The organism is Peribacillus sp. V2I11 (assembly GCF_030817135.1).
Taxonomy (GTDB): domain Bacteria; phylum Bacillota; class Bacilli; order Bacillales; family DSM-1321; genus Peribacillus; species Peribacillus simplex.
In genome coordinates this window covers 419,272-444,011 of record NZ_JAUSYW010000001.1, presented here as the reverse complement: position 1 = coordinate 444,011, position 24,740 = coordinate 419,272, and the positions used below count along the sequence as shown (strand labels likewise).

Genomic DNA, 24,740 nt, shown 5'->3' with positions numbered 1-24,740 from the left:
TACCGAACGGTATGTACGGTGGTGTGAGAGGTCGGAGGCTAGGCGCCTCCTCCTACTCGATTAATAGAATTCAATGGTCAATGGTCATTGTCGTTAAAATTTTTCTTAAGTGAAAAGTGTAAAAATAAAAGAAAATTAATTAGATATTTATTTTTAACATATATCCTTTCAGTATAACTTGAAAGGGGTTTTCTATATGGAAAAAATGTTGAAATTATCAAAGAATATATTTTTCACCTTCTTTGCTATTATCATATTTGTAGCAATAGCTGTTTTTATTTACCATAATTATCAAAAGGGCAAGGAATCATCATTAATTAGTGAAGGAACATCCGTTGATTTTAATAACAAAGAAATTAATGTATATACTGAGGGCAGCGGTGAGGATACATACGTTTTTATGTCAGGTTCCGGGATTGCTGCTCCTGTTTATGAATTGAAAGGATTATATAGTAAGTTTGCAAAAGAAAATAAGGTTGCAGTCATTGAGAGAGCTGGATATGGATACAGTGCTGTTTTTCATGATGATAGGGATATTGATACAATATTGGAACAAAGCAGGAAAACATTAATTGAAAGTGGAAATATACCTCCTTATTTTTTGGTTCCACACTCGGTATCAGGTATTGAAGCTATTTACTGGGCACAAAAATACCCAAGTGAAGTAAATGGAATTATTGCTTTGGATATTGGTTTACCGCACCAATATGTAACTCATAAAATGGGTATGGTAGATTCATTGACTGTAAGAGGAGTGAATATTTTAACGAAAATGGGTTTGCACCGTCTTGTTCCTTCTGCTGTTTATAATCCCGAAGTGATTCGGCAATCATTCTTAACTGACCATGAAAAGGAAATGTATAAAGCATTATCATATAAACAGTTTTTTAATGATGATATGGAGCAAGAGCTTTTACAAAGTTACAATAATGGTAAAAAATCAGTTAACTTGCCGATTCCAAAAGAAACACCCATTTTATTCTTAGATGCGATTGCCGATGAAAATAAAAATTCAAAATATACAAAACAAAAAAATGAAGATTATGAGGAGTTTGCAGAGAAACTATTAAAATCGGATGTAATAAAACTGAAAGGAACGCACAGCATTTATTTATACGCGCCTGATGAGATATATGATCTTGCCATGGAATTTATCAAATGAATTGAAGAAAGAAAGGCCCTATGATGAAAAGATATAATATTTTAATTGTTGAAGATGATTTGATGATTGGTGATTTATTGAAAAAAATTTTGCAACGCGAAGAGTACAATGTATGTTGGATGAAAGAAGGAAAAGATATTATAGATATAATCCATGAGATGGATTTAGTCATTATGGATGTTATGCTGCCTGGAGATGATGGCTATCAAATAACAAATAAAGTGAAAAGTCTAGGATTAAATATTCCAGTCATTTTCCTATCCGCCAGAAATGATATGGATAGCGAACTCCAAGGCTTGGCAATTGGTGAGGATTATATGACTAAGCCTTTTGATCCCATGGAGCTATTACTAAGAATGCAGAAATTGCTGGATAATCACTATGGTACTTTCACGCAAATTAAACATTTATATATTGATGCTGAATATAAAAAGGTATTCAATAATGACTTGCATAATGAAGTGGTTTTTACTGCGATAGAGCGTAAAATATTTTTTTATTTATATGAAAATAGGAATCGGATTTTAACGAAAGAACATTTCTTTGAATATTTATGGCAGCTCGAAGATAGGAATCAAAATATCATTAATGTACACATCAAAAAAGTTAGAACAAAAATCAATGATAACACCGGTGAGATCATCCAAAATATATATGGAGAAGGGTATAGATTGAATACCTATATAAAGAAATGAAATTAAAGAAAAAATACCTGCTATGGTTGTTTATCGCCGTTATTAGCGTGCCATTTATATTAGTGTTAATCAGTATCATTATGTCAGTAATTTATGATTTGGCCTTTAAAACCAAAAATAATGACATTCCTTTTCATGAATCCTTTGCATATCCTACAATGCTGGGAGTATTCATTTTATCATTATTATTGTTAGCCTTCTTATTTTCCAAATCTATTAACTCGCTATTAAATAAAATAAATATATTGAATGAAACCATCAGGAATTTAGCTCGTGATGAGGAGGTTCCGAATAAATTAGAGGTTAATGGCAATGATGAAATCGGGAACTTAACTAAATCGGTGAACTTACTAATTGAAAGAACGACCTATCGAGAATTGGAACTAAAGCAACAAGTGGAAATGAAAAAGGGACTCTTAAATAAATTAAGGCATGACATCAATACACCTTTAACAGCAGTAAGATTACAATTATTTTATTTAGAAGGTCAATATACGGATCAAGCTCCACTATTACAATCACTATATCAACAAATAGATTATATTTCAGAATTAACAAATGAATATAATATTCAATCCACAGATGCGTTAGATAATTCTTATATCTTAAATGATGAAGTGAATATGCACGATTTATTAGAAATGATGGTTAAAAAATGGGGTTATTTGTATATAATGCATGGTATTGAATTAATATATCATCCATTAATTGGAGAGATGGAATGGATAAGTAATGACTCGTGGCTCCAAAGGTTATTCGATAACGTTTTCTAAAATGTGTTGAATCACTCGAGGGCTGATAAACTTGTGATAACCATTGAAAATAATGTGGTCAGTATCAAGGATAATGGGATTGGTTTTGATATCGATAGTAAAAGTAAGGGGCTTGGCTTAAAAATAATTGAGGATATAGCCAAGACACTACATATAAAATATAATTTGCAATCAAACGAAAGCGGAACTTTATTTTGTTTTACAGTCGAAAAAACGATATAACTCTCACTTAATTCGTTATTTTGCGGCATTGACATCCGGGGATTTTGTCAAGGGTTTATCAATATTATTCTTTTCAGATAGTTTGCCTTATGCAACATAGTTATATATCACTTACTTATATAAAGCGCTACAAAAAGGTTGCTATAGACCCACCCATTTTTAAGTTGATATTATATTCAGGTACTTAATTGTGGGGGGAAGTTGAATGGAAGAACAAAAATATAATGACCTCAAATTAGGCGAACGTAGTGCAATCATTAGTATAATTGCTTATATTTGTCTATCAATCATGAAGCTGGCTATTGGATACATAAGCGACTCAGCGGCCTTAAAAGCGGATGGTTTGAACAACACGACTGATATTATCGCGTCCATTGCTGTACTGATCGGTTTAAGGCTGGCTCAAAGACCCCCCGATAAAGATCATGGTTATGGTCATTGGAAAAGTGAAACGATTGCTTCGATGGTAGCTTCATTTATCATGTTTGCTGTTGGTGTACAAGTTTTAATAGATGCAGTTGCTTCCATGCTTAAAGGTGGAAAGGAATCACCTGACATTATTGCAGGATATGTAGGTGTTTTATCAGCAATAGCCATGTATTTTGTATACCGATATAATAAAAAGCTTGCTATAAAAATTAACAGTAAGGCCGTTATGGCAGCTTCAAAAGATAATATTTCCGATGCTTGGGTAAGTTTCGGAACAGCTATAGGGATTTTCGGTTCCCAATTAAATATGCCTTGGCTGGATTCCCTTACTGCCGTCATTGTTGGATTATTAATATGCAAAACAGCCTGGGATATATTCATTCAAGCCTCGCATGAACTTTCTGACGGATTTGATGAAAAAAAAATCCATCTATATAAGGATGTAATTACAAAAGTGGATGGAGTCAAGGGGATAAAAGAAATTAAAGGGAGAAATTACGGGAATAATGAAGTGATTGATGTTGTGATCCTTGTCAATTCTACCTTGGATATTAAAGAAGCACATGATATAGCGACCCATGTAGAGAAAGTGATGATGAAAGATCATGGAGTGTATGATGTTCATGTCCATGTTGAGCCCAATTAATTTCTCTTTTTTATGAGCATTAATAAAAAAGGGAATAAATGGGCTTTGCAAACATATGTATAATATGCAATCATTAATTCATTACATTGGAAGGAAAAGGTACCTCATACAATGAAGCAGTAATCTTATCAAATAAACAGTAAATCCAAATCTATTTCAATGGGTGGTATCGGTTAGATATATTCAATGAAAATACGCTTCACTATGTTTGCTTACCGGATATATTGGTGAGTAAAGTGAATTCACTTTTTCATTTGAACAAGAATCTTTTTGAAACCCATGTGAGATTTTTAATGATTATGTTTAGAGATGGGATTCGTCTGTTCGTTTATAGGTACTAATTCATATACAACTACTTTTTCTGTTATCAAATCAGATGAGGTATATTTGGTTTGTATATTAATTTAGTAACAGGCGATCTCTCTCTAGAAAAATAGAGGGGGATTTTTCATGTTATTTCTAAAAGCGAATGATTTAAAGAAAAGCTACGGGAACCGTGAAGTTATTTCCGTTGATTCACTTCATCTTTACAGTCATGATCGTGTTGGTTTGGTTGGCAGGAATGGAGAAGGTAAAACGACCCTTCTTTCTATACTAGCAGGGTTTAGGGAACCCGATTCCGGTCATATAGAGAGCTATGGAACAGTCAGCTATATCCCGCAAATAGAAGAAACTGAACAAGAAATAAGCGGGGTATTATCGAGCATATGGAAACTGCCCAATGAGAATCAAGAAATCATAAGCGGCGGCGAACGTACTCGAAGAAAAATCGCCGCAGCTCTTTCTTCCAATGCGAATATATTGATTGCGGATGAACCTACCAGCCATTTAGATATATCTGGAATTGAACAATTGGAAAAGGATTTAAAGTCTTTTAATGGCGCTATTTTGCTTACTTCACATGATAAAGCATTCTTAAATCATCTGTGTAATACAATATGGGAAGTTGAGCAAGGCAAGGTAACTGTATATGAAGGGAATTACGAAGCGTATATCAAACAAAAGCAAGCAAAAACAGAAAAGGAAAATAAGCAATATGAAGAGTATACCCGCGAAAAGAATCGGTTGAAACAGGCTGCACAAAACCTCCAGGCCAAATCTGATTCAATTAGGAAAGCCCCTAAACGAATGGGCAATTCAGAAGCAAGGCTGCATAAACGCAGTGCTGGGAAACAGAAGGCGAAATTGAACCGTTCTGCTGAAGCGATTGAAACTCGAATCGAAAAATTAGCAAAAAAAGAAAAACCGAGGGAAGATCCCCCTATCATCTTTGATATTTCAGAATTTCCATATTTGCATAGCAAAAGGGTCATTCGATTTAATGGCTGTTCCCTGAAAGTCGGTTCAAGGATGCTGAAACAACATATTTTTGGAGATGTCCCCCTAGCATGCAGACTCGCCATCAATGGTCAAAATGGTTCAGGAAAAACGACATTATTGAAAAAGATAGTAGAACGGCACCCAGATTTATATATCGCGAAGCCAGCAAAGATTGGATTTTTTGCCCAACAACAAGAAAATTTGAATGAAAGTAAAACGGTTCTTGAAAATATATTGGATGACAGTCCCTATAATCAAGCTTTTATTCGTACGCTATTATCACGATTAGCTTTTAAAGGAAGTGACGTTCACAAACAAATATCACTTTTAAGCGGTGGGGAAAGAGTCAGGGCTTCCCTAGCAAAAGTTTTTTTGGGAAACTATAATGTACTGGTTTTGGATGAACCTACAAATTATCTGGATATTCATACTAAAGAGGCTTTAGCCGAAGTGTTAAAAGCATATCCAGGAACCATCGTTTTTGTGACCCATGATCGTTCATTGATCCAATCGCTTGCAACCCATTCACTTTCATTTGAAGATGAACCTCCGAGAGTATATGCGATCAATCAGGAATCAACAAAATTGGCTACTCGCAAGGAAGGTCAACAAGATAAACAGGCTGAACTTCTTATGATTGAAGTGCAAATCATCGAGACACTTGGGAAACTGTCCAGTGTTATCAAGGAAGAGGAAAAAGAGGAATTGGATAGGGAATACCTCCAACTCTTAAACAAGAAAAAGGAGCTTGAAGGTTAAGTGCAATCCATTAAAAAGGCCCCTCTCAATCGAGAGGGGCCTTTTTAATGGATAAAGACCGGTTAAGTAGGTAGAGAGTTATTTTACACTTAAAATACCAATAAATTAGTAAAATTAATGAAAAAAAGATGGGGAATGTTAAAATTAACCAAGTGTATGAAGGAGGGACTCATCTTGATGGGGATTGGATTAGATAAAATAAATGAAAATTGATCATTAAATGGCATTTTTACGACGTGACAATCCCCATTCCGGATTTCATAGCTAGAAATAACTACCACAAGTAGGGGGCGAACTGTTTAGTTGACGGGATCTTAAGTTCTTCTAGAGTATTACAAGGTTTAATATTGGCTTCATCTTTAAAATGACCAAAGAAGAACTTAAAAAGGAAATAAGAAGTTAAATGACGTATCAGTAAGTAATACTTTTCCTGGAATTGCTTGTTTAAACTCTCGGTTTAATAAGTTCGGCAGAACCGTGTGTTCTTGAGTGGCTTTCAACATCTTCTGGTAAGGGGTTGGTTCTTCTAATTGGACAAACAATCTTGTATTTTCTCATAATCCTTCGGATTCGCTTCAAGTTATATGTAATTTGAAACTGTCCTTCTAACGTCATCTTAATCTGTCGTGCACCTTTTTTACGGCGTTTAAATTGAAAAGCTTTTATAATATTCACTTTTAGTATCAAGTCTTTTTTCTCTCGTTGCTTTCTTCTTTCCTGAGATTCTGAAGAAAAGTAACTATAATAACCAGAGCGCGAAACTCCTGAAATCGCGCATAAGAAAAAAACCATATTTTTAAGTTCGTACTTTTCAATCACTGAACGTATTAAAAGAAACCTCTGTTCTGCAGAGACTTTTACTCGTTTCTCTCCAGCCCCCTTTCCATCATGTCTAACTTTTTTAGCAACTCATTCTCAGCTCGCAACAGTTGAATTTGGGCTTCTAATCTAGCATTTTTATCTTCTAAAGTACGCTCTTTCTTAGTTGGTCGCCCTGAATTCTCTCTACGCAAATCTCGAAGTCCTGATACTCCTGATTCGTTATAGCAGTTCGCCATTTATTGGCTGCCCTATTTACTCTGACTATACCAAGGACTTCAACATCAAAACCATTCTCCTCTAAAATCTGTCTAGGTAATTTTCCATTTTCATTTTCAGCTATAAACATCCTTTTAAACTCATCTTTATACGTAATACCCTTTGTACTTACTGATTTGATATAAGGGTTTTTGGATATGGTTTTTATTTCTTTTTCAGTAAAGTGTTTTTTAGACATTTGATTTTTCCCCGATTCTGCCATTTTTATTCATTATAAATAAAAATGCCCTATAAAGCAGACCTTTTTTAAAGTGTCTGCTCTATAGGGTACAGTTTAAATAACTCGCTGACCTTATAATACGAGCGGGGCAGGATAGTTGAATTACTGCAAATATAGATTAATTTTCTAAATGCATTAAAAACTGGGAATTAGGAATGATAATTGAGAAAACATTGAAACGTCATTCGGTGGCATTCTTAACTTGGAGTGTTATAAAAAATGAACAGTGCATGGAACCGGCTAATAAAAAAGCGAAAAAAAATAGAGCAAACCCTGTATGATGAAACAGAAATAAACTCAAACAAACAGGAAATCAGTAAACAATTAGATGAAAACCTTAAAAATATTAAAGAAGCTTTAGGGAACAGCGGTGACTTAGCTATTCGTGAATTTAAAATGGGAAAACCTTCTCTGCATAAAGTTGCGCTTATTTATATAAATGGGTTAGCAGATAAGGAGATTATTGGCAGCTTTATCATAGAAAGACTAATGGGTAACGTTAACAATACTGAAAGTGTTGATCCCCAGTCACCGAGCCAATTATTTACATACATGAAAGAGAATATCTTAACAGTTGGTACAGTTAAGGACATAACGGACTGGAACAAGATGTTACTTTCCCTCTTATCTGGACAAACCATTCTTCTGATTGATGATTGGAATCAAGCCATTAGCTGTTCGGCAGAAGGCGGGGATTTAAGAGCCATTACTGAACCCACGACAGAATCTGCTGTCCGGGGTCCTAAAGAGAGCTTTGTTGAGTCGCTTATTACCAATACAGCCATGGTCCGCCGCAGAATTAAAAGCCCCAATCTATGGGTTGAAACCATGAAGATAGGGAATTTCACACAAACAGATGTGGCCATTATGTATGTAAAAGGGATTGTTAATGACAAGCTTCTTACCGAGGTCAAAGAGCGACTGAGTAAAATTGAAGTAGATGAAGTTGCTAGTTCAAATACAATTGAAGAATGGATTAATGACGACACATGGACACCTTGGCCAACCATGTTAGTAACGGAACGACCTGATGTTGTGGCCGGAAATTTAATGGAAGGACGTGTCGCCATTTTTGTTGATGGGACACCGTTTCCTTTACTTTTACCAGCGACAATGAGTCAGTTTTTCCAAACAGCCGAAGATTATTATATGCGTTGGAATATAGCTAGTTTTTTGAGACTTCTAAGAGTTGTTACATTCTTAATCACCCTTCTAGGACCGTCTCTTTTTATTGCATTTATTTCCTTTCACCAAGAATTAATTCCAACACCTTTATTAGTTAGCCTGACAGCACAGCGACAAGCAATTCCATTTCCGGTATTTATAGAGGCACTATTAATGGAATTTACATTTGAGGTTTTGCGGGAAGCCGGTGTTCGAATGCCGCGTACGGTTGGACAGGCCGTTTCCATCGTTGGAGCACTTGTATTGGGAGAAGCAGCTGTTTTAGCAGGAATTGTTTCAAGCTCCATGGTGATTGTGGTGGCAGGGACGGCAATTGCCAGTTTTACCATCCCCCATGCTTCCATGATGGATGCAGCGCGTTTACTTCGATTTTTGATGATGGTGTTGGCAGCTTCTTTCGGGCTTTATGGAGTTGGCTTAGGAGTCATTGTATTAGTCGCACACACTTGCAGTGTACGCTCTTTTGGAATTCCGTATTTGGCTCCCTTTGCACCACTTATTTTTGCTGATTGGAAAGATACCCTAATTCGTATACCAAAACCGTTTTTGTCAACACGTCCTCGTTTAATTAACCAAACGAAAATTAAGAGGACAGGTAATACCGAAAATCTCGGGCCGTCACCGAGAGAAAATCAAATAAAGGACAACGAATCAAAGAGGGATTCCAATGAAACATAAACCATTCATTATTCTTTTTATGCTTCTATCTATTGTATTGCTGGCAGGCTGTTGGGATAGTGCCGAATTAAAAGACCTTGACCTTGTAAGTGCTATCGGCATTGATGAAGGCGGCGATAAGGTGGAAAACAGATATCGCGTCACCGTCCAAATTATAAATGAAGCACAAATAGCTGGTGCACCTGGGCAAGGAGGGACATCAGATGCGGCTCCGTTACGACCTTTTCGGCTACAGGAAGCACCGTTGCGGAAGCACTCCGAAAAATTGCGCCAAAGTCACCTCAGGAACTTTTTTTTCCTCATGTTCAATTATTGGTGATTGGAGAGGAGCTGGCGAGAAAAAAAGGGATTCAAGATTTGTTTGATTGGATTGAACGTGATTCTCAGTTTCGTACTCTTTTTCCGATTTTAGTCGTCAGAAATCATACAGCAAAAGAGCTTCTCCAAATCTCGACACCTTTAGAGAAAGTTCCCTCTACGAAAATTGTTGGCGGATTGGAATCCACTAAAAAAATCTGGGGAGAGTACGCAAGTACCCGTGCCGATCTAGTCATTCAACAATTAGGCGGAGAAGGGGCCTATTTAACGGGAGTTCAGATTACCGGCGACCCGGATAAAGGGAACCAGATAACAAACGTTCAACAAATATCGCCAAAGACAACCGTAGAGATAAGAGGACTTGCCATTTTTAAAAAGGGCAAACTTAAAAAATGGTTGGATGAAGATGCTGCCCGTGGTACTACTTGGATTAATAATGAATTGACAAAAACCATTTTGAACTTGAATTGTGAAAAGAAAAAAAAGGGGATTTCCGTAGACATGACGCGCTCTAAAACGAAAGTTAAAGCGGAAATAAAAAACAAAAAACCCGTTTTTTATCTCACAGTTCGGTCAGAAGGTGACATCTCAGAAGTCCATTGTCCAATCGATCTCAGTAAACATGAAGCCATTGAAAAACTTGAAAAACAGATGGAGAAGGAAATAAAAGAGGAAATCATGATAGCTGTAGCAGCCGCCAAAGAACAAAAAAGTGATATTTTTCGTTTTGGCGAAACTGTCAACCGAGAGGACCCAAAACTGTGGAAGAAGATCAAGAAAAAATGGGATGATGAAATCTTTCCCGAGGCAGAAGTCAACGTAGATGTAAAAGCGTTTATTCGACGGTCAGGCTTACGGACAAAATCATATATAAAATAAGGGCAAAGTCTAGTCATAACAAGTAACGAAGGATGGAGAAAGCAAAAGTTAGTGCCCTTCAACTATTTGCTATAATGTTTATATATGATTTGGGGACAGAACTGGTCATACCATATGGAATCGCTGCTAGAAAAGATGCCTGGCTTGCCGATCTTTTAGGAATGTGCGGAGGAATCATCTTATTCTATATTCACTTCTTTTTATTTCGTCAATACCCAAATCTTCCTCTTACCGGATATGTCAGAAAAATATTCGGTAAATATATGGGATGGATCATTGGGTTGTTATACGTCATGTACTTTTTATATATTGCTGCTAGAAATGTGCGTGACTTCGGTGATTTGATTATTTCATCGACATTGTCCGAAACACCGTTAGTAGCCATCAGTATCTCACTGGTTCTCGTCGTATGTTATGTACTTTATTTAGGGGTTGAGGTAGCAGGAAGAACAGGAGAGATATTTCTTATTATCTTGATTTTGTTTGGGATAGCAGGAAGCTTTTTTGTCCTTGTTTCAGGTAGTGTTGACCTTCATAATTTGCAGCCATTTCTTGAAAATGGATGGAAACCAATCTTCACGACAATATTTCCGGAAACCATCAATTTTCCTTTTGGAGAAGCGATCGTCTTTACGATGTTTTTTCCTTACTTAAATCAACCTGGATCATTAAAAAAAGTAGGGCTGTTTTCCTTGCTTTCAAGCGGTATTATACTAGCTTGGACTGCCAGTTTAAATATCGCTGTTCTTAGTGTCGAAGAAGTGGAGAGATCTACTTTTCCTCTGTTATCAACCATTGGAAAGGTCAATCTTTTGGAGTTTATACAACGACTGGATGCTATTGTTGTTTTTAGTTTTTTGTGACGATATTCTTTAAGGTATCTGTCTTGTTGTATGGTACTGTAATCGGAATAGCCGATTTGTTTAACTTGAAAAATTATAGACACATTCTTTTACCAACTGGATGCATTCTCATCTTTTGGTCAATGATGATTGCCTCCAATTTTTCAGAACATATAGAAGAAGGCATTTTTATAGCACATTCTTTTCACATTATTTTTTATATGATCCTTCCATTGCTAATACTAGTCGTTTCCTTAATTCGTGACCGATTCAATAAAGCTAACTAGAACCATTTTGTTTTATTAGCTCTATTTTTATGGTGAGCACAATTTGTCCAAGTGTTATATATTTTCACACTATAAATTACCCCTCCATTCTTAAAAGGATTAAATATAGGAAAGCAGGATAGGATGAATGACTAGTTTAGACGTACCAGCGTTTATCCGTCGGACAGGTATACATACAAAAACCCAGTCATAACAAGTAAAGAAAGGAGGCTTCTAAGACGATGGAGAAAGCCAAGATTAGTGTCATTCAACTATTTTCCATGATGTTTTTATTTGAACTTGGTAGTGCACTGGTCGTAAGTCTTGCCATTGATGCTAAAAAAGACGCCTGGCTCGCGATTCTTTTAGGGATGTGTGGTGGAATTGTCTTATTTTTTATTTACTTCTTTTTATTTCGCCAATATCCGAACCTGCCGTTGACCGGATATGCCAGGCAAATATTTGGCAAATACATTGGGTGGATAATTGGCCTATTATACGTTGTATACTTTTTGTACATTGCTGCCCGGGATTTACGTGACTTTGGGGAATTGCTGCTTTCATCGACTATGCCAAAAACACCGTTATCGACTCTTAATATCTTGATGATTCTTGCCATTTGTTATGTACTTTATCTAGGGATTGAAGTATTGGGGAGAACAGCAGAAGTATTTATTGTCGTTTTGATCTTTTTTGGATTTACAGGAAATCTTTTAGTGTACTTTTCAGGTAGTGTCGATCTCCATAATTTGCAGCCATTTCTGGAAAATGGGTGGAAACCCATCTTAACGACAGCCTTCCCCCTAACAACTTTTTTCCCTTTCGGAGAAATGATTGTCTTTACCATGCTGCTTCCTTATCTAAATCGGTCTGAATTAGCTAAAAAAGTTGGGTTGTCTGCCTTAATTTCAAGTGGGCTTATCTTAAGTTATACAACAAGTTTAGATATCGCCGTTCTTGGTGTCGAAGAAGTGGAAAGATCTACTTTTCCTTTGTTAGAGACCATCGGAAAGGTCAACCTTTTAGAGTTTATCCAACGACTGGATGCCCTTGTTGTCTTTACCATGCTGATTACGATGTTTTTCAAAATATCCATCTTTTTTTATGTTGCAGTCATCGGAATGGTCGATTTGTTTAAGGTAAAAAATCATCAACAAATTGTGTTGCCAGCAGGGATTATTCTTATCTTTTTATCCATGGTGATTGCCTCAGATTTTTCGGAACATATTGAAGAAGGTCTAAACGTTATACAATATTCTCTTCACATGCCTTTCATGGTGATTATCCCGTCGTTAATGCTCCTTGTTGCCATCATTCGCAACCGTTTCAAAAATAAAGCTAACTAGAACCATTTTGTTTGTTCGCTTTATTTTTTATGATGATGACGATTTGTTGACCAATTGTAAGCAACAGAAAAAATACTATCATCACATATTCTCCAGGTTCTGTTACCCAAAACGGGTGGAGTAAATGGAACAATGCTTGAGAGAGCTTAAAGCCTAAAAGAATGTCCATTAATACACTAAGTGAACTGGTTAATAAAAGAATGAATACAAAAATTCCTAACACTTTCATGGATTTTTTCTCCTATCATGTGTAAATATATTATTTGTCATTTGTCACACGGGAATCTTTTAATAAAATCCGTATGAACGAAGTTGCTGCAAAAAGTAGTTCCTTCTACATCATGGACGTGGGTATTTCATTTATATACTTGTACTTTTACGAACGGTTTATACCATTCAAATTTATACTTCAAAGGGTACTTTGTTTAAGTAATCATGATAATCAGAAATAGGTCGGATTGTCTCTAGCTTTATGATCAAATACGAGCACGTAACCATCTACCTTGCATTATCAATATATATCCTCGTTCTTCCAAGTAATGAACGACTGGAGTTGATCATGTCCAGTGGCTTCTAAACGGCTGAAGGACTCTGACCAGACTCTCTCTTTACATCCTTAAGAAACGCTACAAGTAAATTAAGCCCCTCAACAGTATGAGTTTTTTTAAAACTCTTTTGATAAGGTTTACCCTTTTAAAAAAATGCTTGAACCTGACTTTCCCCTTTCGAAACATCTAGACCAACGCTGTCACAGCTTCGCTTGTTATACGAGATCTATGTCCCAAACCAGCCTAATCATGTTTCTATAAGTAGGGGGCAAACTATTTAGTTGATGGGGTTCTACCCCCACGAGCAGGTACGTTTTGCCCCGGCTACCGTTATAATAAAACCATATAAAAAGTGATCAACCAGAAATATTTTCTGGCTGACCTTATAATACGAACGGGTGCTTTACTTCAATAAGGAAGGTTGCTGAGGCAGCCTTTTTCTTAAGACGCTACCATGAAAATTAAACACTAATAATCAGGAAAAAAGGCCATATTAAATAAAACGCAAGCTTCAAATTTTTAAAAAAAGAGCAGCGCCTTATTAGAGATTTCCTAATAAATCGGTGGTTAGGATGCTTCTGAAATATTTACGGTATATCCTAAGTTTTCTAACCTTCGCACCGAATTTCGTACAATGGAGGCTTGCTTTTGTTTATCAAAATAATCTTCGCCTAAGTCTACATACATTTCTTCTCTAGTTAAAAGATAATAAGCAATTCTTAACATGGCGTGGGCAACGACAATTCCAGCTCGTTTTCTTCCTTTTCGCGCAGCTGTCCGTCTGTATAGAGCGCCAAGGTAGTTTTTGGAGGCTCCAACTGAATGAGCAGCTTCGGTTAAAGCAGATTTTAAATATTTATTTCCCTTTTTGGCTCTAGTTGATTTTCTTTTTCCTGCACTTTCATTGTGTCCTGGTACGAGTGCGGCCCATGAACATAATCTGGCTGCACTTTCGAACTGCTTTTCAACGTCCGTTCCGATTTCAGCTATAATTTGTTCTGCCATTCGAGTGGCAATACCAGGTATTGAATCCAGTCGTTCTATGTTTTTTTGATACACACTAACTCTTTGGGCAACCTCTTGATCAAGTTTTTCAATCTGTTCAGTCAGAAAATCAATATGAGTTAGAATCGTTTTAAGCATCATTCGTTGATGAGGATTCACATACCCATTCAGGGCAAGGATTAAATCATCTTTTTTCTTCTTCATCGAACGTCGCGCCAAGTTTGCTAGTTTCTCAGAATCATCCTCACCATTTGCGATTGCATGAAGCATGTCCTTTGATGAAACGCCCATAATATCCGATACGACAGAGCCTAATTTGATATTTGCACCTTCAAGCACCTTTTGAATTCGATTATGCTGTCTAGCTCGTTCTTCAATAATACTTCTGCGATAACGAACAAGCTCACGCAATTCTCGCTGATTCCGATCAGGGATAAAGCTTGCTTTCAACAACCCATGACGAAGAAGTTGAGCCATCCACTCAGCATCCTTGACATCTGTTTTTCGACCAGGGACTGCTTTCATATGTTGTGCGTTAACAACTAAAAATTCCATTTCTTCATCCTTAATTAAGTTCACGATAGGCTTCCAAAACACACCTGTGCTCTCCATAGCGACATGAGTGCAACCATGTGATTTAATCCAATCCATCAGTTGAATTAAAAACACCGTTTTTGTAGAAAATGTTTGAATCTCCTTTCCTTCGGGGGTCATAATGCAGGCGGTAATTTTTATCTTTATGTACATCCATTCCGCATACTCGATCAATGATAATTCCATGGAAACCATCCTTCCTATGGCGAAAAATTAGAGGCTGGTGCAAAAACCAGAGTAGGATTAATCTACCATGAGTGCTTCCCGTAGGGGAGCGACAGTCTGTGATGCACCGTGGTCGTTGGAGTCAGACTAACGGATGGGCTCTAATGGCACCATAGTTCATCGACCTTCCTCTCCCAGCCATAGAAACAGTATGGACAGTTTTCCACCATTTTCATTCTCTGTGGTGAAGCGCTGATTTTTGCGCTTCATGGATGGCTAACGGGTGCGTTCGTATTATAAGGTCGACCAGTAAAAATGAACTGCACCTCCAATTGTTAGTTGTGTCTAACAATTGGGGTGCAGTTCACGTAGAGGAGAACGACTTTTTAAGTTGTAATTCTCTTTGCGTATAGACATTTACGAAATGGGCGGTATAGCATTGTTACAACCGTTCGTAAAAGTACACCTTTATGAACAAGAAAAAGCCCTTAATAGAAGAAAAAAGGGCATTTTCGTATTTTATTTCCTATAAGTTAGCTTATGTTAACTATGAACTATATCATATCTAAATGAGTTATTTCCCAATGTTTATTCTTAATAAGATGCTCTAAATTCTCTTTATCTCTTTTTTTAAAATAATTGATAATTTCTTTATGATCTTCATTCATTTCCTCTAATACGGCAAAAAGCTTTTCTTCATTATTACTTAAATAAATTTGTCTAACAAAACTATTTTGTAAAGAATCAAGAAGATCTATTAATGTAGGATTATTGCATTTATCAATATATACTTTATGGAATTGATTTTGGTATTTTTGATAATCTAAATAGTTTTTTGTTGAAATTGAAAATTCAATTTTCTTAACCAAATCTTCCATACGTTCAATATCACTTTCTGTGATATGCTCTAAAGATAATGAGGCTGCTAAAGAATCCAATACACTAACAATACGAAAAACATCTAGCTTTTTTTTTGTATCAAGTTCTTTTACGATAAATCCTTTTCTAGGAAGATACTCGAGCAAATTGTCTGAAGCTAGTTGTATCAAAGCTTCTCTTACAGGAGTTCTACTTACTCCTAATTTTTCGCATAATATCGATTCATTTATCTTATGCTTAGGAAGTAAAGTTCCGTTCTGAATTCTTTCAGTTATATAATCATATACGAGATCTTTTAATGATTGATATCTATTTTTGATAGCGTTTCCTCCTAAGCCAAAAATTAATTATATATAGTATACAATATATAATTAGAAATTCTTGTCTATTATATTAGCACCATCTTTTACAGACTTCAATGTCTCTATTATTTATTATTATATTTAAGATATAAACCTACTCCTGCTTCCATTTTTATTTATGAATTGTTGTTTTAAGTGATTCAAGTTGATAAATCTTATAGCATTAGAAATAAGAGTTTAAAGAATTTTTAAGAATAAAATAATAAAGCATTGAAAAATAGATAAGTTACTTGTATAATTCGATATGTAAAATATTTTCTGACTATTCTGTACTATATACAATATACAATATAAAGTATATTTTTGTATTTGTTTTAAGTTTTTTAAACTATTTGTATTAGATACCTTAATGTTAAGAAATAAACCCAAGAAAACATTAGGTAAAAACTGTAATGTGGAAGGGGGATTTTTTTTAGAGTGCAAAATATACAATATATTATATACAAAATAAAATTCAAGTTTCAACAAGACCATTTTTACAATTTATAAATTAGAGGTGAGAAAAATATGAGTGAGAATAACTTTAAAGATGTGCAAGATGGAACAAAAACGGTATGGGCAGGAGAAAAAGAATCTCTTGCTTATAATGCAACCCAAGTTCCTGTAGTTCTTAGTGTAGCCTACAATTACGATGACGTAGACGAATGGCAAGAAGTTGCCCTTGGAAATAAACCTGGTTATACCTATAATCGAATGGCAAATCCAACTGTTCAAGCTCTGGAAGAAAAAGTAAGGATACTCGAGGGGGCAGAGAAAGCTGTAGGTTTTTCATCAGGAATGGCTGCTATTAGTAGTACATTATATACATTTCTAAGACCAGGAGATCGGGTTGTATCAGTTAAAGATACTTATGGAGGAACCAATAAAATTTTTACTGAATTCTTGTCCAATCTTGATGTCGATGTGACATTGTGTAATACCGGAAACCATAAAGAAATCGAAGCTGAAGTGGTCAAAGGGTGTAAAGTGCTATATTTAGAGTCTCCTACTAACCCTACTATGAAAGTTACTGATATTGAGAGGATAGCGAGAGTCGGAAAATCAGTGGGTGCATTAGTTATCATAGATAATACGTTTGCTACTCCAATTAATCAAAATCCTCTTCAATTAGGAGTTGATATTGTAATCCATAGTGCAACTAAATTCTTAAGTGGACATGCAGATGCATTAGGTGGCATAGTATGTGGCTCTAAAAAATTAATGAAAAAAGTCTATCATTATCGTGAAATTAATGGAGCAACTATGGACCCATGGTCTGCCTACCTTATTTTAAGAGGGATGAAAACGTTAAAGCTTCGTGTACGGCAACAAGAAAAAAGTGCAATGGAAATTGCAAAGTATCTTCAAAAGAAAAAGCTTGTTGACGCAGTTTATTACCCGGGATTAGAAGCGCATCCACATCATGATATCGCAAAGAAACAAATGAAAGGGTTCGGTGGGATATTAAGTTTTGTATTAAAAGGTGAAATGAAAGCTATCAAAATTTTATTATCAAAATTAAAATATGCAAACAAAGCTGGAAACCTTGGAGCCGTTGAAACTATATATGGGCCTGCAAGAACGACTAGCCATGTTGAATGTACTATTGAAGAGCGAAAAGCCCTTGGTATCCCAGAAGGTTTAGTTCGTATCTCTGTAGGTATCGAAGATACAGAAGATCTTATAGCAGATTTAGAGCAAGCTTTTTCTTACTTAGAATCCAATTACCCTGTTAGCTGTAGTTGAAAGCATAAAATATTACTAATGGAAGAGGTATTGAAATATGACACATAAGATAGCATTACTTGGATTTGGTGTAGTTGGTCAAGGGTTAGCTGAAATTTTACAAGATAAAAGTGAGTCACTACGTAGTGGGTTTAACTTTGATGCAAAAATCGTTGCTATTTCTGATGTTATGAAAGGTTCCCTTTATGATCCTAAGGGGTTGGATCTTTCTTTAGCTTTACAAGCTGTAAAGGAAACAGGAAAATTAGATAGTTACCCTGAGACCCCTAGCTTGGTAAGAGGGTGGGATAGTTTTCAAACAATACGTGAGAGTAATGCAGACACTGTTGTTGAAATTACCTTTACTGATGTAAAAACAGGACAACCTGCCATTGATCATTGTAAAGCAGCATTTGAAAGCAAAAAGAACGTAGTAATGAGTAATAAAGGTCCGGTTTCTCTAGCTTATCAAGAGTTAGCTGAATTAGCAAAAAAAAATGATGTTCGTTGGGGCTTTGAAGGAACAGTTATGAGTGGAACCCCAGCATTAAGAATGCCACTGAGTTCATTGGCAGGGAATAGCATTTTTGAAATACGAGGGATTTTGAATGGAACAACTAATTATATCCTAACTAAAATGGAAGAAGGATTGAGTTATCACGATGCATTGTCAGAGGCACAAGCTCTTGGTTATGCAGAGGCAGATCCTACTAGCGACGTTGAGGGATATGATGCTCAATATAAAGCTACCATTCTTGCTAACATTGTAATGGGTATTCCAATGAAACGAGAAGAAGTAGAATGTGAAGGGATTAGTCATCTTACGGAAAAGGACATTGAGTGGGCAAAATCAGAAGGTAAGAGATGGAAGTTAATTGCTAAATGTATAAAGGATGGCGATAAAGTCATTGCAAAGGTAGGACCTGAAGCTATACCACTTACAGATCCTCTAGCTGGAGTTTTAGGTGCACAAAATGCAATTACTTATGATTGTGATTTAGCTGGCCCAATTACCTTAATTGGAGCGGGAGCTGGACGTAAAGAAACAGGATTCTCGATTCTTATTGATTTAATCAACATTAACCGTGATCAATTATAATTATAATTCGTTTCATTCTTAAAGCTATAAGTTAAAAATTACTTATCATGAGGTGATTTTGTATGATGTTTACTGACAATTTAATAAATAAAAATAAGATGTTTCTTGCTGGGGAATGGGTATCTCGTGATAAAAGCATTGAAGTCTTGGATCCACAGGATCATAGTTTAATCACAACAGTTCCTGCTGCTAATGAAAGAGACGTCATTTATACTATTGAAGAAGCAAAAAAAGGAGTAAAAATAGCAGCAGATATGTCAACACATGAAAGAATTGCTATTCTTCATCGTGCTGCGGACTGGATCTTTGAAAATAAGGAAAGATATGCAACTACTATTGCTCGTGAGGGAAGTAAAACAATTAAAGAAGCAAGAAAAGAAGTACTACGTTGTATTGAAACACTTCGTATAAGTGCTGAAGAAGCAAGGAGAATTAATGGAGAAACCATTTCGTTTGATCAAATGCCAGGAAGCGAAGATCGCATAGGTTACTATTATCGTTTTCCTATTGGAATTATTGTAGCTATAACACCTTTTAACGATCCATTAAATCTTGTTGCACATAAAGTGGGTCCTGCTATTGCTGCTGGGAACGCTATTATTGTAAAACCAGCAACAGTAACACCATTAAGTGCTCTCTTATTGGCAGAAGCTTTTGAAAAAGCCGGCTTGCCACCGAAAGTTTTATCCGTCATTACCGGTTATCCAAGTGACATGGGTGATAGTCTAATTACTCATTCAGCTATACGAATGATTTCTTTTACAGGAGGTCTTGCCACTGGCAAAGCAATTATTCAAAAAGCAGGCTTGAAAAAGATATGTATGGAGCTTGGATCAAACTCACCAGTTATTGTATTGAAAGATGCTGATTTAGAAGAAGCTGTGAAATCAACTGTTTCTGGAGCCTTTTGGGCAGCAGGACAAAATTGCTTAGGGGTACAGAGAATATATGTTCAAGAAGGTATTTATCATGACTTTATTGGTAAATTTATTGATCGTACTCAACAATATCGAGTAGGTGATAAATTATTAGAAGAAACAGATATGGGACCAATGATCTCCGAAATAGAAGCAAAACGTGTTGAAAGTTGGGTAAATGAAGCTGTTGAGAAAGGTGCAAAGTTGCTTTGTGGTGGAAAACGTGATGGCTCTTTTTATCAACCTACTGTTTTAGTTAATGTACCAGAAGATTGTAAATTGGCAACTGAAGAGGTTTTTGGCCCAGTTGTTACCATTTATAATGTCCCTGATCTCGATACAGCTATTTCCCAATCTAATAGTGTAGATTTCGGATTGCAAGCAGGTATATTCACTCGTGATTTAGATAAGGCATTGAGAGCCATACGTAAACTTGATGTAGGTGGAGTTATGGTAAATGATAGCTCAGATTATCGCATTGATGCGATGCCTTTCGGAGGTGTAAAAGGTTCTGGTTTAGGTCGTGAAGGAATTAAGTTTGCGCTTCAAGAAATGACTGAACCAAAAGTTGTTTGTTTTAAAGTTAATAATAAAACAATATGATAACATAAGGGCTGACCTGTCCAGGTCAGTCTTTAAGTTAAAGATTCTGACTTTTCTGTAAAAATATAAACTTTGTATATTGTTGTCTATTAAAATAAGTACTTGCAGAGAGTAATAACGAGGAGGAGACTAGATGCCAAACACAAATAATACCAATGAAAACCAGTTGAAACGTTCAATGAAAAGTAGGCATTTATTCATGATTTCGCTAGGTGGTGTAATTGGAACGGGTCTTTTTCTGAGCAGTGGATATACAATTAGCCAAGCTGGACCAGGAGGTACGATTCTCGCTTACTTAGTAGGCGGATTAATCATGTACCTTGTCATGTTATGCCTGGGCGAACTAACTGTTGCTATGCCAGTAACAGGTTCATTTCAAACTTACGCTACCAAATATATCGGTCCTGCTACTGGATTTACTATTGGTTTAATGTACTGGCTTACTTGGGTGGTAACGGTAGGTTCCGAATTTACTGCCTCTGGACTATTAATGCAGAGGTGGTTTCCTCACACTTCTGTTTGGATGTGGAGCGCCGTCTTTGCGATTCTAATTTTTTTACTTAATTCCTTTTCAGTAAAAATATTTGCAGAAACCGAATTTTGGTTTTCAGGTATCAAAATAATTACTATTATCTTATTTATTGTGCTTGGAGGATCTGCAATGCTTGGATTTATTCCAATGGATGATAGAGCCTCTGCCCCCATGCTTTCTAATTTCACTGTAGATGGAGGTCTTTTCCCAAATGGCCTGCTTCCAATTTTTATGGCTATGATTTCCGTTAATTTTGCCTTTTCAGGAACAGAACTTATTGGCATTGCTGCTGGAGAAAGTGAAAATCCAGAAAAAGACGTTCCTAGATCTATTAGAAATGTAATTTGGCGAACAATGTTTTTCTTTGTTGGTGCAATTTTTGTGTTATCTGGGTTAATCTCTTGGAAAGAAGCAGGAGTCATTGAAAGTCCATTTGTGATGGTTTTTGACAACATTGGAATTCCTTATGCAGCAGATATTATGAACTTTGTTATTATTACAGCTTTACTCTCAGTAGCAAACTCTGGTCTATATGCATCTACTCGTATGTTATGGTCTCTTTCAAATGAAAAAATGATAAGTTCATTCTTTGGAAAGGTAACATCAAATGGAGTACCATTGAATGCTTTATCTGTAAGTATGGCAGTAGCTTGTTTATCTCTATTATCTAGTGTATTTGCACCTGATACAGTTTATGTAGTACTTGTGGCTATATCAGGATTTGCAGTAGTAGTAGTTTGGATAGGGATTGTTTTATCACAATATATGTTCCGTAAACATTTTTTGAAAATGGGTGGAGATATTAAAAATTTAAAATTCCGTACACCACTTTATCCTTTTGTACCCATTGTTGCTTGTGTCTTGTGTCTTGCTTCTTGTATTGGTCTTGCTTTTGATGCGAGCCAAAGAATTGCTCTGTATTGTGGAGTACCTTTTATTATTTTATGCTATCTCTTCTACTATATGAAAAATCGAGGAAATAAGAATCAGATAAATTCTCAAAATGAATCGGATGATTATATTAGGAATATTAAGTAAAGAGATTTTTTGTGAAAATGAGAAGGCTTACAGGATCTTGAAAAAGACTATAAGATTTCTTAATGGAATTGCTTTTAAGCTTAAAATAAGGGGATCCAGAGCCAAAAAAGCGTATATAATACGCTTTTTTGGCTTCAATATCGTTCTAAAGGTGTTAAACAACAAGGAGATATGCCAATTGATTTTTTAAGAAAATGTAAACCCAACCATCTCGGGATAAGGGCAGTAATCGCTCCATTTTAATTGACAAAATTTTACCTTTAAGCTAAAATTTTTCCTTGAGGCAAGTTTTTTATATAAGTGCATATAATGTGGTTAAAGTGAAGTGTGGTAGATAACCACTTTATTTTTTGTTTAAATGTTGCCTTTGATAAACATTGTTATTTCATGAAAAAATATTATTTGCGAAGGAGATGTTTGTAATGAATTCCGCACTTACCATTAACAGTTTGTTTGAATCCTACCATGGTAGTGTAGCGGTAAAAAACGTAAGCTTTCAATTGATCAAGGTAAATTGGTTGGGGTTATAGGTTTAATGGAGCAGGGAAATCAACATTATTAGAAGCTTTGTTAAACTTACTCCCGAAAGATAAAGGTAATATTCAAATATATGGAAAAATTTTTAACAAACTAAGGAAATCTGTTGCATATATCCCGCGAAGAAGCAATATTGACTGAGATTTACCAATTACTGTTTTGGATACTGTATTACTCGGACCGTATCCCAATCTATGTTAATCAAAAAAAAAGAAAAGGAATGGGCACTTAAAGGTTTGCAAAGGGTTGGTATGGAGAATTTTCAAGAGGCCAAAACAAAGAGTGTTTTTATCAAGGGCGCTTGTTGAAAAATGAAACTTTTTCTATATGATCCTTTTTTTTGGGATATAGGTGACCTAGACTATTTAAAAGCCAGTTGTGAAATTTTGTTAACCAGTGATGACTACCTATTTAAAAGGAGGATTTTATATTGTTTGTTAAGTTTATAAGAGAAAATGTTTACGCGTCATTTATGCTAACGATACTTCGTATATTTATAGGTTGGCAGTGGTTGAATGCAGGGTTGAGTAAAATAACTAGTGGGAATTTTGATGCATCTGGGTTCATTACAGGTGCAATAGGGAAAGTAACTGGTGAACATCCTTCTGTTCAATCTTGGTGGGCTGAATTTCTAGGTATTTTCGCATTACCAAATGTGGGAATATTCAATATTCTAATTCCTTGGGGTGAATTTTTAGTCGGAATTGGACTACTTTTAGGCACTTTTACAACTTTTGCTGTATTAATGGGAGTACTAATGAACTTCTCCTACATGTTCTCTGGAGCAACGAGTACAAACCCACAAATGCTTTTAATTGAAATATTTATCCTTGTTGCAGGCTTTAATGCAGGGAGAATAGGTTTAGATCGTTGGATAATCCCATTCTTAAGAAAACAAGTTTTAAGAAAAAAGGAACAAGAAGTCACTATGCACAGTGCTTAGGAGTAAGTTATCTAATCATAACTCTACAACATATAAGGGGTACAGAAACGATTCACAGATTGAGGGGCCACTATGGAAAGTAATAGAATTAATAGGCAAACATATCAAAATGGTAGGTTTCACCACCAAACAAGGCTATTAAATCTTTAGCTTGGTAACTTGCTCGTCCTTTGAACAAAACCTACTTTTTTGGCTAGCTCTGGAGAGCTTGTGGAGATAAAGATCGTCGTCGGTTCCAGTGAAATGCCCCTTAAATAAATGTCAATTGTTTTGAAAAATTAGTAGAGAAGAAGGACTTGCGAAAGGGAAAGTCTAAAAAAATGTGAAAAAAGATTTCAAAAAAGAAAACAGGAAATTGACAGTGATCAATTCCCTGTTTTTTTAGTGTTCTAGGGGGAGCCACGAGAAGGATTTACACCTCTTTTATCAGCAGCGGTTATATAACTGCACTATGTATTCATTGATTTCAAAGTTTGTAACACTATCCATATTTTCAATAAAAATATGGAAGCCATCGCCATGTAAAAACAAGGAAAATCAAGCGATGCCCAGGATAAATTAAAGGAAGCGGAACATGAGTTTGTTGCTGCACATAAAATCCAAACCTCATTGATTCAACAAGAAGTGAACGGTGAGAAATTCGAAATTCCAATGCTCCTAATTCATGCTCAAGATCACTTGATGACTTCCATGACAACAAAAGATTTAGCGATTGAAATAGTGGAATTACATGAGAAAACACAAAGGAACTAACAATATTCAGGAGGTTGCTACGGCAGCCTATTTCTTATGGACATAACGTGTGAACTTGCACGAGAAGGCGGCGATATATTTACTTAGCTTAGGTTCATGAACCTAAGCTAAAGAAATATGGAATGAAAGGGTCACTCAAGATTAGGATTCTCCGAAAATTTAAATTATACTAAGGTTCATGGCAGTAGCTACACAGATTAACCAATATGTTCATGAAGGATAA

17 protein-coding genes and 4 pseudogenes are annotated in these 24,740 nt (G+C 35.8%); 17 read left to right on the top strand and 4 right to left on the bottom strand.

The window, feature by feature from the left end; genetic code table 11:
- Positions 1–196: 196 nt before the first annotated feature.
- From QFZ73_RS02100 to abc-f, 5 genes and pseudogenes are all read left to right on the top strand, one after another.
- Positions 197–1,162, top strand: a complete 966-nt coding sequence (locus QFZ73_RS02100; RefSeq protein ID WP_307262361.1) for an alpha/beta fold hydrolase — start codon at positions 197–199, stop codon at positions 1,160–1,162.
- A gap of 23 nt (positions 1,163–1,185) precedes the next feature.
- On the top strand, positions 1,186–1,857 hold the full coding sequence (locus QFZ73_RS02095) for a response regulator transcription factor (protein ID WP_307262359.1): 672 nt from the start codon (positions 1,186–1,188) through the stop codon (positions 1,855–1,857).
- Positions 1,854–2,852, top strand: a pseudogene (locus QFZ73_RS02090) (sensor histidine kinase). The gene QFZ73_RS02095 and the pseudogene QFZ73_RS02090 overlap by 4 nt, the downstream one beginning before the upstream one ends.
- Before the next feature lie 205 nt (positions 2,853–3,057).
- A complete protein-coding gene (locus QFZ73_RS02085; protein WP_307262357.1) occupies positions 3,058–3,927 on the top strand; it encodes a cation diffusion facilitator family transporter in 870 nt (289 codons plus the stop codon).
- Between the two features lie 450 nt (positions 3,928–4,377).
- Positions 4,378–6,006, top strand: a complete 1,629-nt coding sequence (abc-f, locus tag QFZ73_RS02080; RefSeq protein ID WP_307262355.1) for a ribosomal protection-like ABC-F family protein — start codon at positions 4,378–4,380, stop codon at positions 6,004–6,006.
- Positions 6,007–6,407: 401 nt separating this feature from the next.
- Here the strand turns inward: abc-f and QFZ73_RS02075 are convergent.
- Positions 6,408–7,306 (bottom strand): annotated as a pseudogene (locus tag QFZ73_RS02075) (HTH domain-containing protein); the annotation flags it as partial.
- Positions 7,307–7,543: 237 nt separating this feature from the next.
- Here QFZ73_RS02075 and QFZ73_RS02070 point away from each other — a divergent pair.
- The 5 genes from QFZ73_RS02070 (at position 7,544) to QFZ73_RS02050 (ending at position 12,838) form a co-directional block, all read left to right on the top strand.
- Positions 7,544–9,187: a spore germination protein gene (locus tag QFZ73_RS02070; RefSeq protein WP_307262353.1), complete on the top strand. Its 1,644-nt coding sequence runs from the start codon at positions 7,544–7,546 to the stop codon at positions 9,185–9,187.
- A complete protein-coding gene (locus QFZ73_RS02065; protein ID WP_307262351.1) occupies positions 9,177–9,506 on the top strand; it encodes a Ger(x)C family spore germination protein in 330 nt (109 codons plus the stop codon). Before QFZ73_RS02070 ends, QFZ73_RS02065 begins: the two co-directional genes overlap by 11 nt.
- A complete protein-coding gene (locus tag QFZ73_RS02060; RefSeq protein ID WP_307272531.1) occupies positions 9,452–10,384 on the top strand; it encodes a Ger(x)C family spore germination protein in 933 nt (310 codons plus the stop codon). The genes QFZ73_RS02065 and QFZ73_RS02060 overlap by 55 nt, the downstream gene beginning before the upstream one ends.
- A 32-nt stretch (positions 10,385–10,416) precedes the next feature.
- Positions 10,417–11,247, top strand: coding sequence for a GerAB/ArcD/ProY family transporter (locus QFZ73_RS02055; RefSeq protein WP_307262349.1), 831 nt, complete (start codon positions 10,417–10,419; stop codon positions 11,245–11,247).
- 487 nt (positions 11,248–11,734) lie between these two features.
- Entirely contained in the window at positions 11,735–12,838 is a 1,104-nt protein-coding gene (locus QFZ73_RS02050) for a GerAB/ArcD/ProY family transporter (protein ID WP_307262347.1), read from the top strand.
- Here QFZ73_RS02050 and QFZ73_RS02045 read toward each other — a convergent pair.
- The 3 genes and pseudogenes from QFZ73_RS02045 to QFZ73_RS02035 all read right to left on the bottom strand — a co-directional run bounded on the left by QFZ73_RS02045 (position 12,831) and on the right by QFZ73_RS02035 (position 16,349).
- Positions 12,831–13,067 carry a YczF family membrane protein gene (locus QFZ73_RS02045; protein ID WP_251437518.1) on the bottom strand — a complete coding sequence of 79 codons (237 nt, stop codon included), beginning with the start codon at positions 13,065–13,067 and terminating at the stop codon, positions 12,831–12,833. The genes QFZ73_RS02050 and QFZ73_RS02045 overlap by 8 nt on opposite strands.
- Before the next feature lie 886 nt (positions 13,068–13,953).
- A pseudogene (locus QFZ73_RS02040) lies at positions 13,954–15,142 on the bottom strand (IS110 family RNA-guided transposase).
- A gap of 562 nt (positions 15,143–15,704) precedes the next feature.
- Entirely contained in the window at positions 15,705–16,349 is a 645-nt protein-coding gene (locus QFZ73_RS02035) for a GntR family transcriptional regulator (protein ID WP_307272529.1), read from the bottom strand.
- Between the two features lie 549 nt (positions 16,350–16,898).
- Between QFZ73_RS02035 and QFZ73_RS02030 the strand changes: the two genes are divergently transcribed.
- The 7 genes and pseudogenes from QFZ73_RS02030 to QFZ73_RS02005 form a co-directional block, all read left to right on the top strand.
- Positions 16,899–18,116, top strand: a complete 1,218-nt coding sequence (locus QFZ73_RS02030; protein WP_307262344.1) for a cystathionine gamma-synthase family protein — start codon at positions 16,899–16,901, stop codon at positions 18,114–18,116.
- Positions 18,117–18,153: 37 nt separating this feature from the next.
- Positions 18,154–19,194: a homoserine dehydrogenase gene (locus QFZ73_RS02025; protein WP_307262342.1), complete on the top strand. Its 1,041-nt coding sequence runs from the start codon at positions 18,154–18,156 to the stop codon at positions 19,192–19,194.
- 65 nt (positions 19,195–19,259) lie between these two features.
- The gene (locus tag QFZ73_RS02020) at positions 19,260–20,714 is read left to right on the top strand and encodes an aldehyde dehydrogenase family protein (RefSeq protein WP_307262340.1); all 1,455 of its coding nucleotides are present in this window, start codon (positions 19,260–19,262) and stop codon (positions 20,712–20,714) included.
- Positions 20,715–20,847: 133 nt separating this feature from the next.
- Positions 20,848–22,284, top strand: a complete 1,437-nt coding sequence (locus QFZ73_RS02015; protein WP_307262338.1) for an amino acid permease — start codon at positions 20,848–20,850, stop codon at positions 22,282–22,284.
- A gap of 567 nt (positions 22,285–22,851) precedes the next feature.
- Positions 22,852–22,962, top strand: a complete 111-nt coding sequence (locus QFZ73_RS28855; protein WP_373458905.1) for a hypothetical protein — start codon at positions 22,852–22,854, stop codon at positions 22,960–22,962.
- 289 nt (positions 22,963–23,251) lie between these two features.
- Positions 23,252–23,764: a DoxX family protein gene (locus QFZ73_RS02010; protein ID WP_251436613.1), complete on the top strand. Its 513-nt coding sequence runs from the start codon at positions 23,252–23,254 to the stop codon at positions 23,762–23,764.
- Positions 23,765–24,301: 537 nt separating this feature from the next.
- Positions 24,302–24,517 (top strand): annotated as a pseudogene (locus QFZ73_RS02005) (PTS sugar transporter subunit IIA); the annotation flags it as partial.
- Positions 24,518–24,740 lie beyond the last annotated feature (223 nt).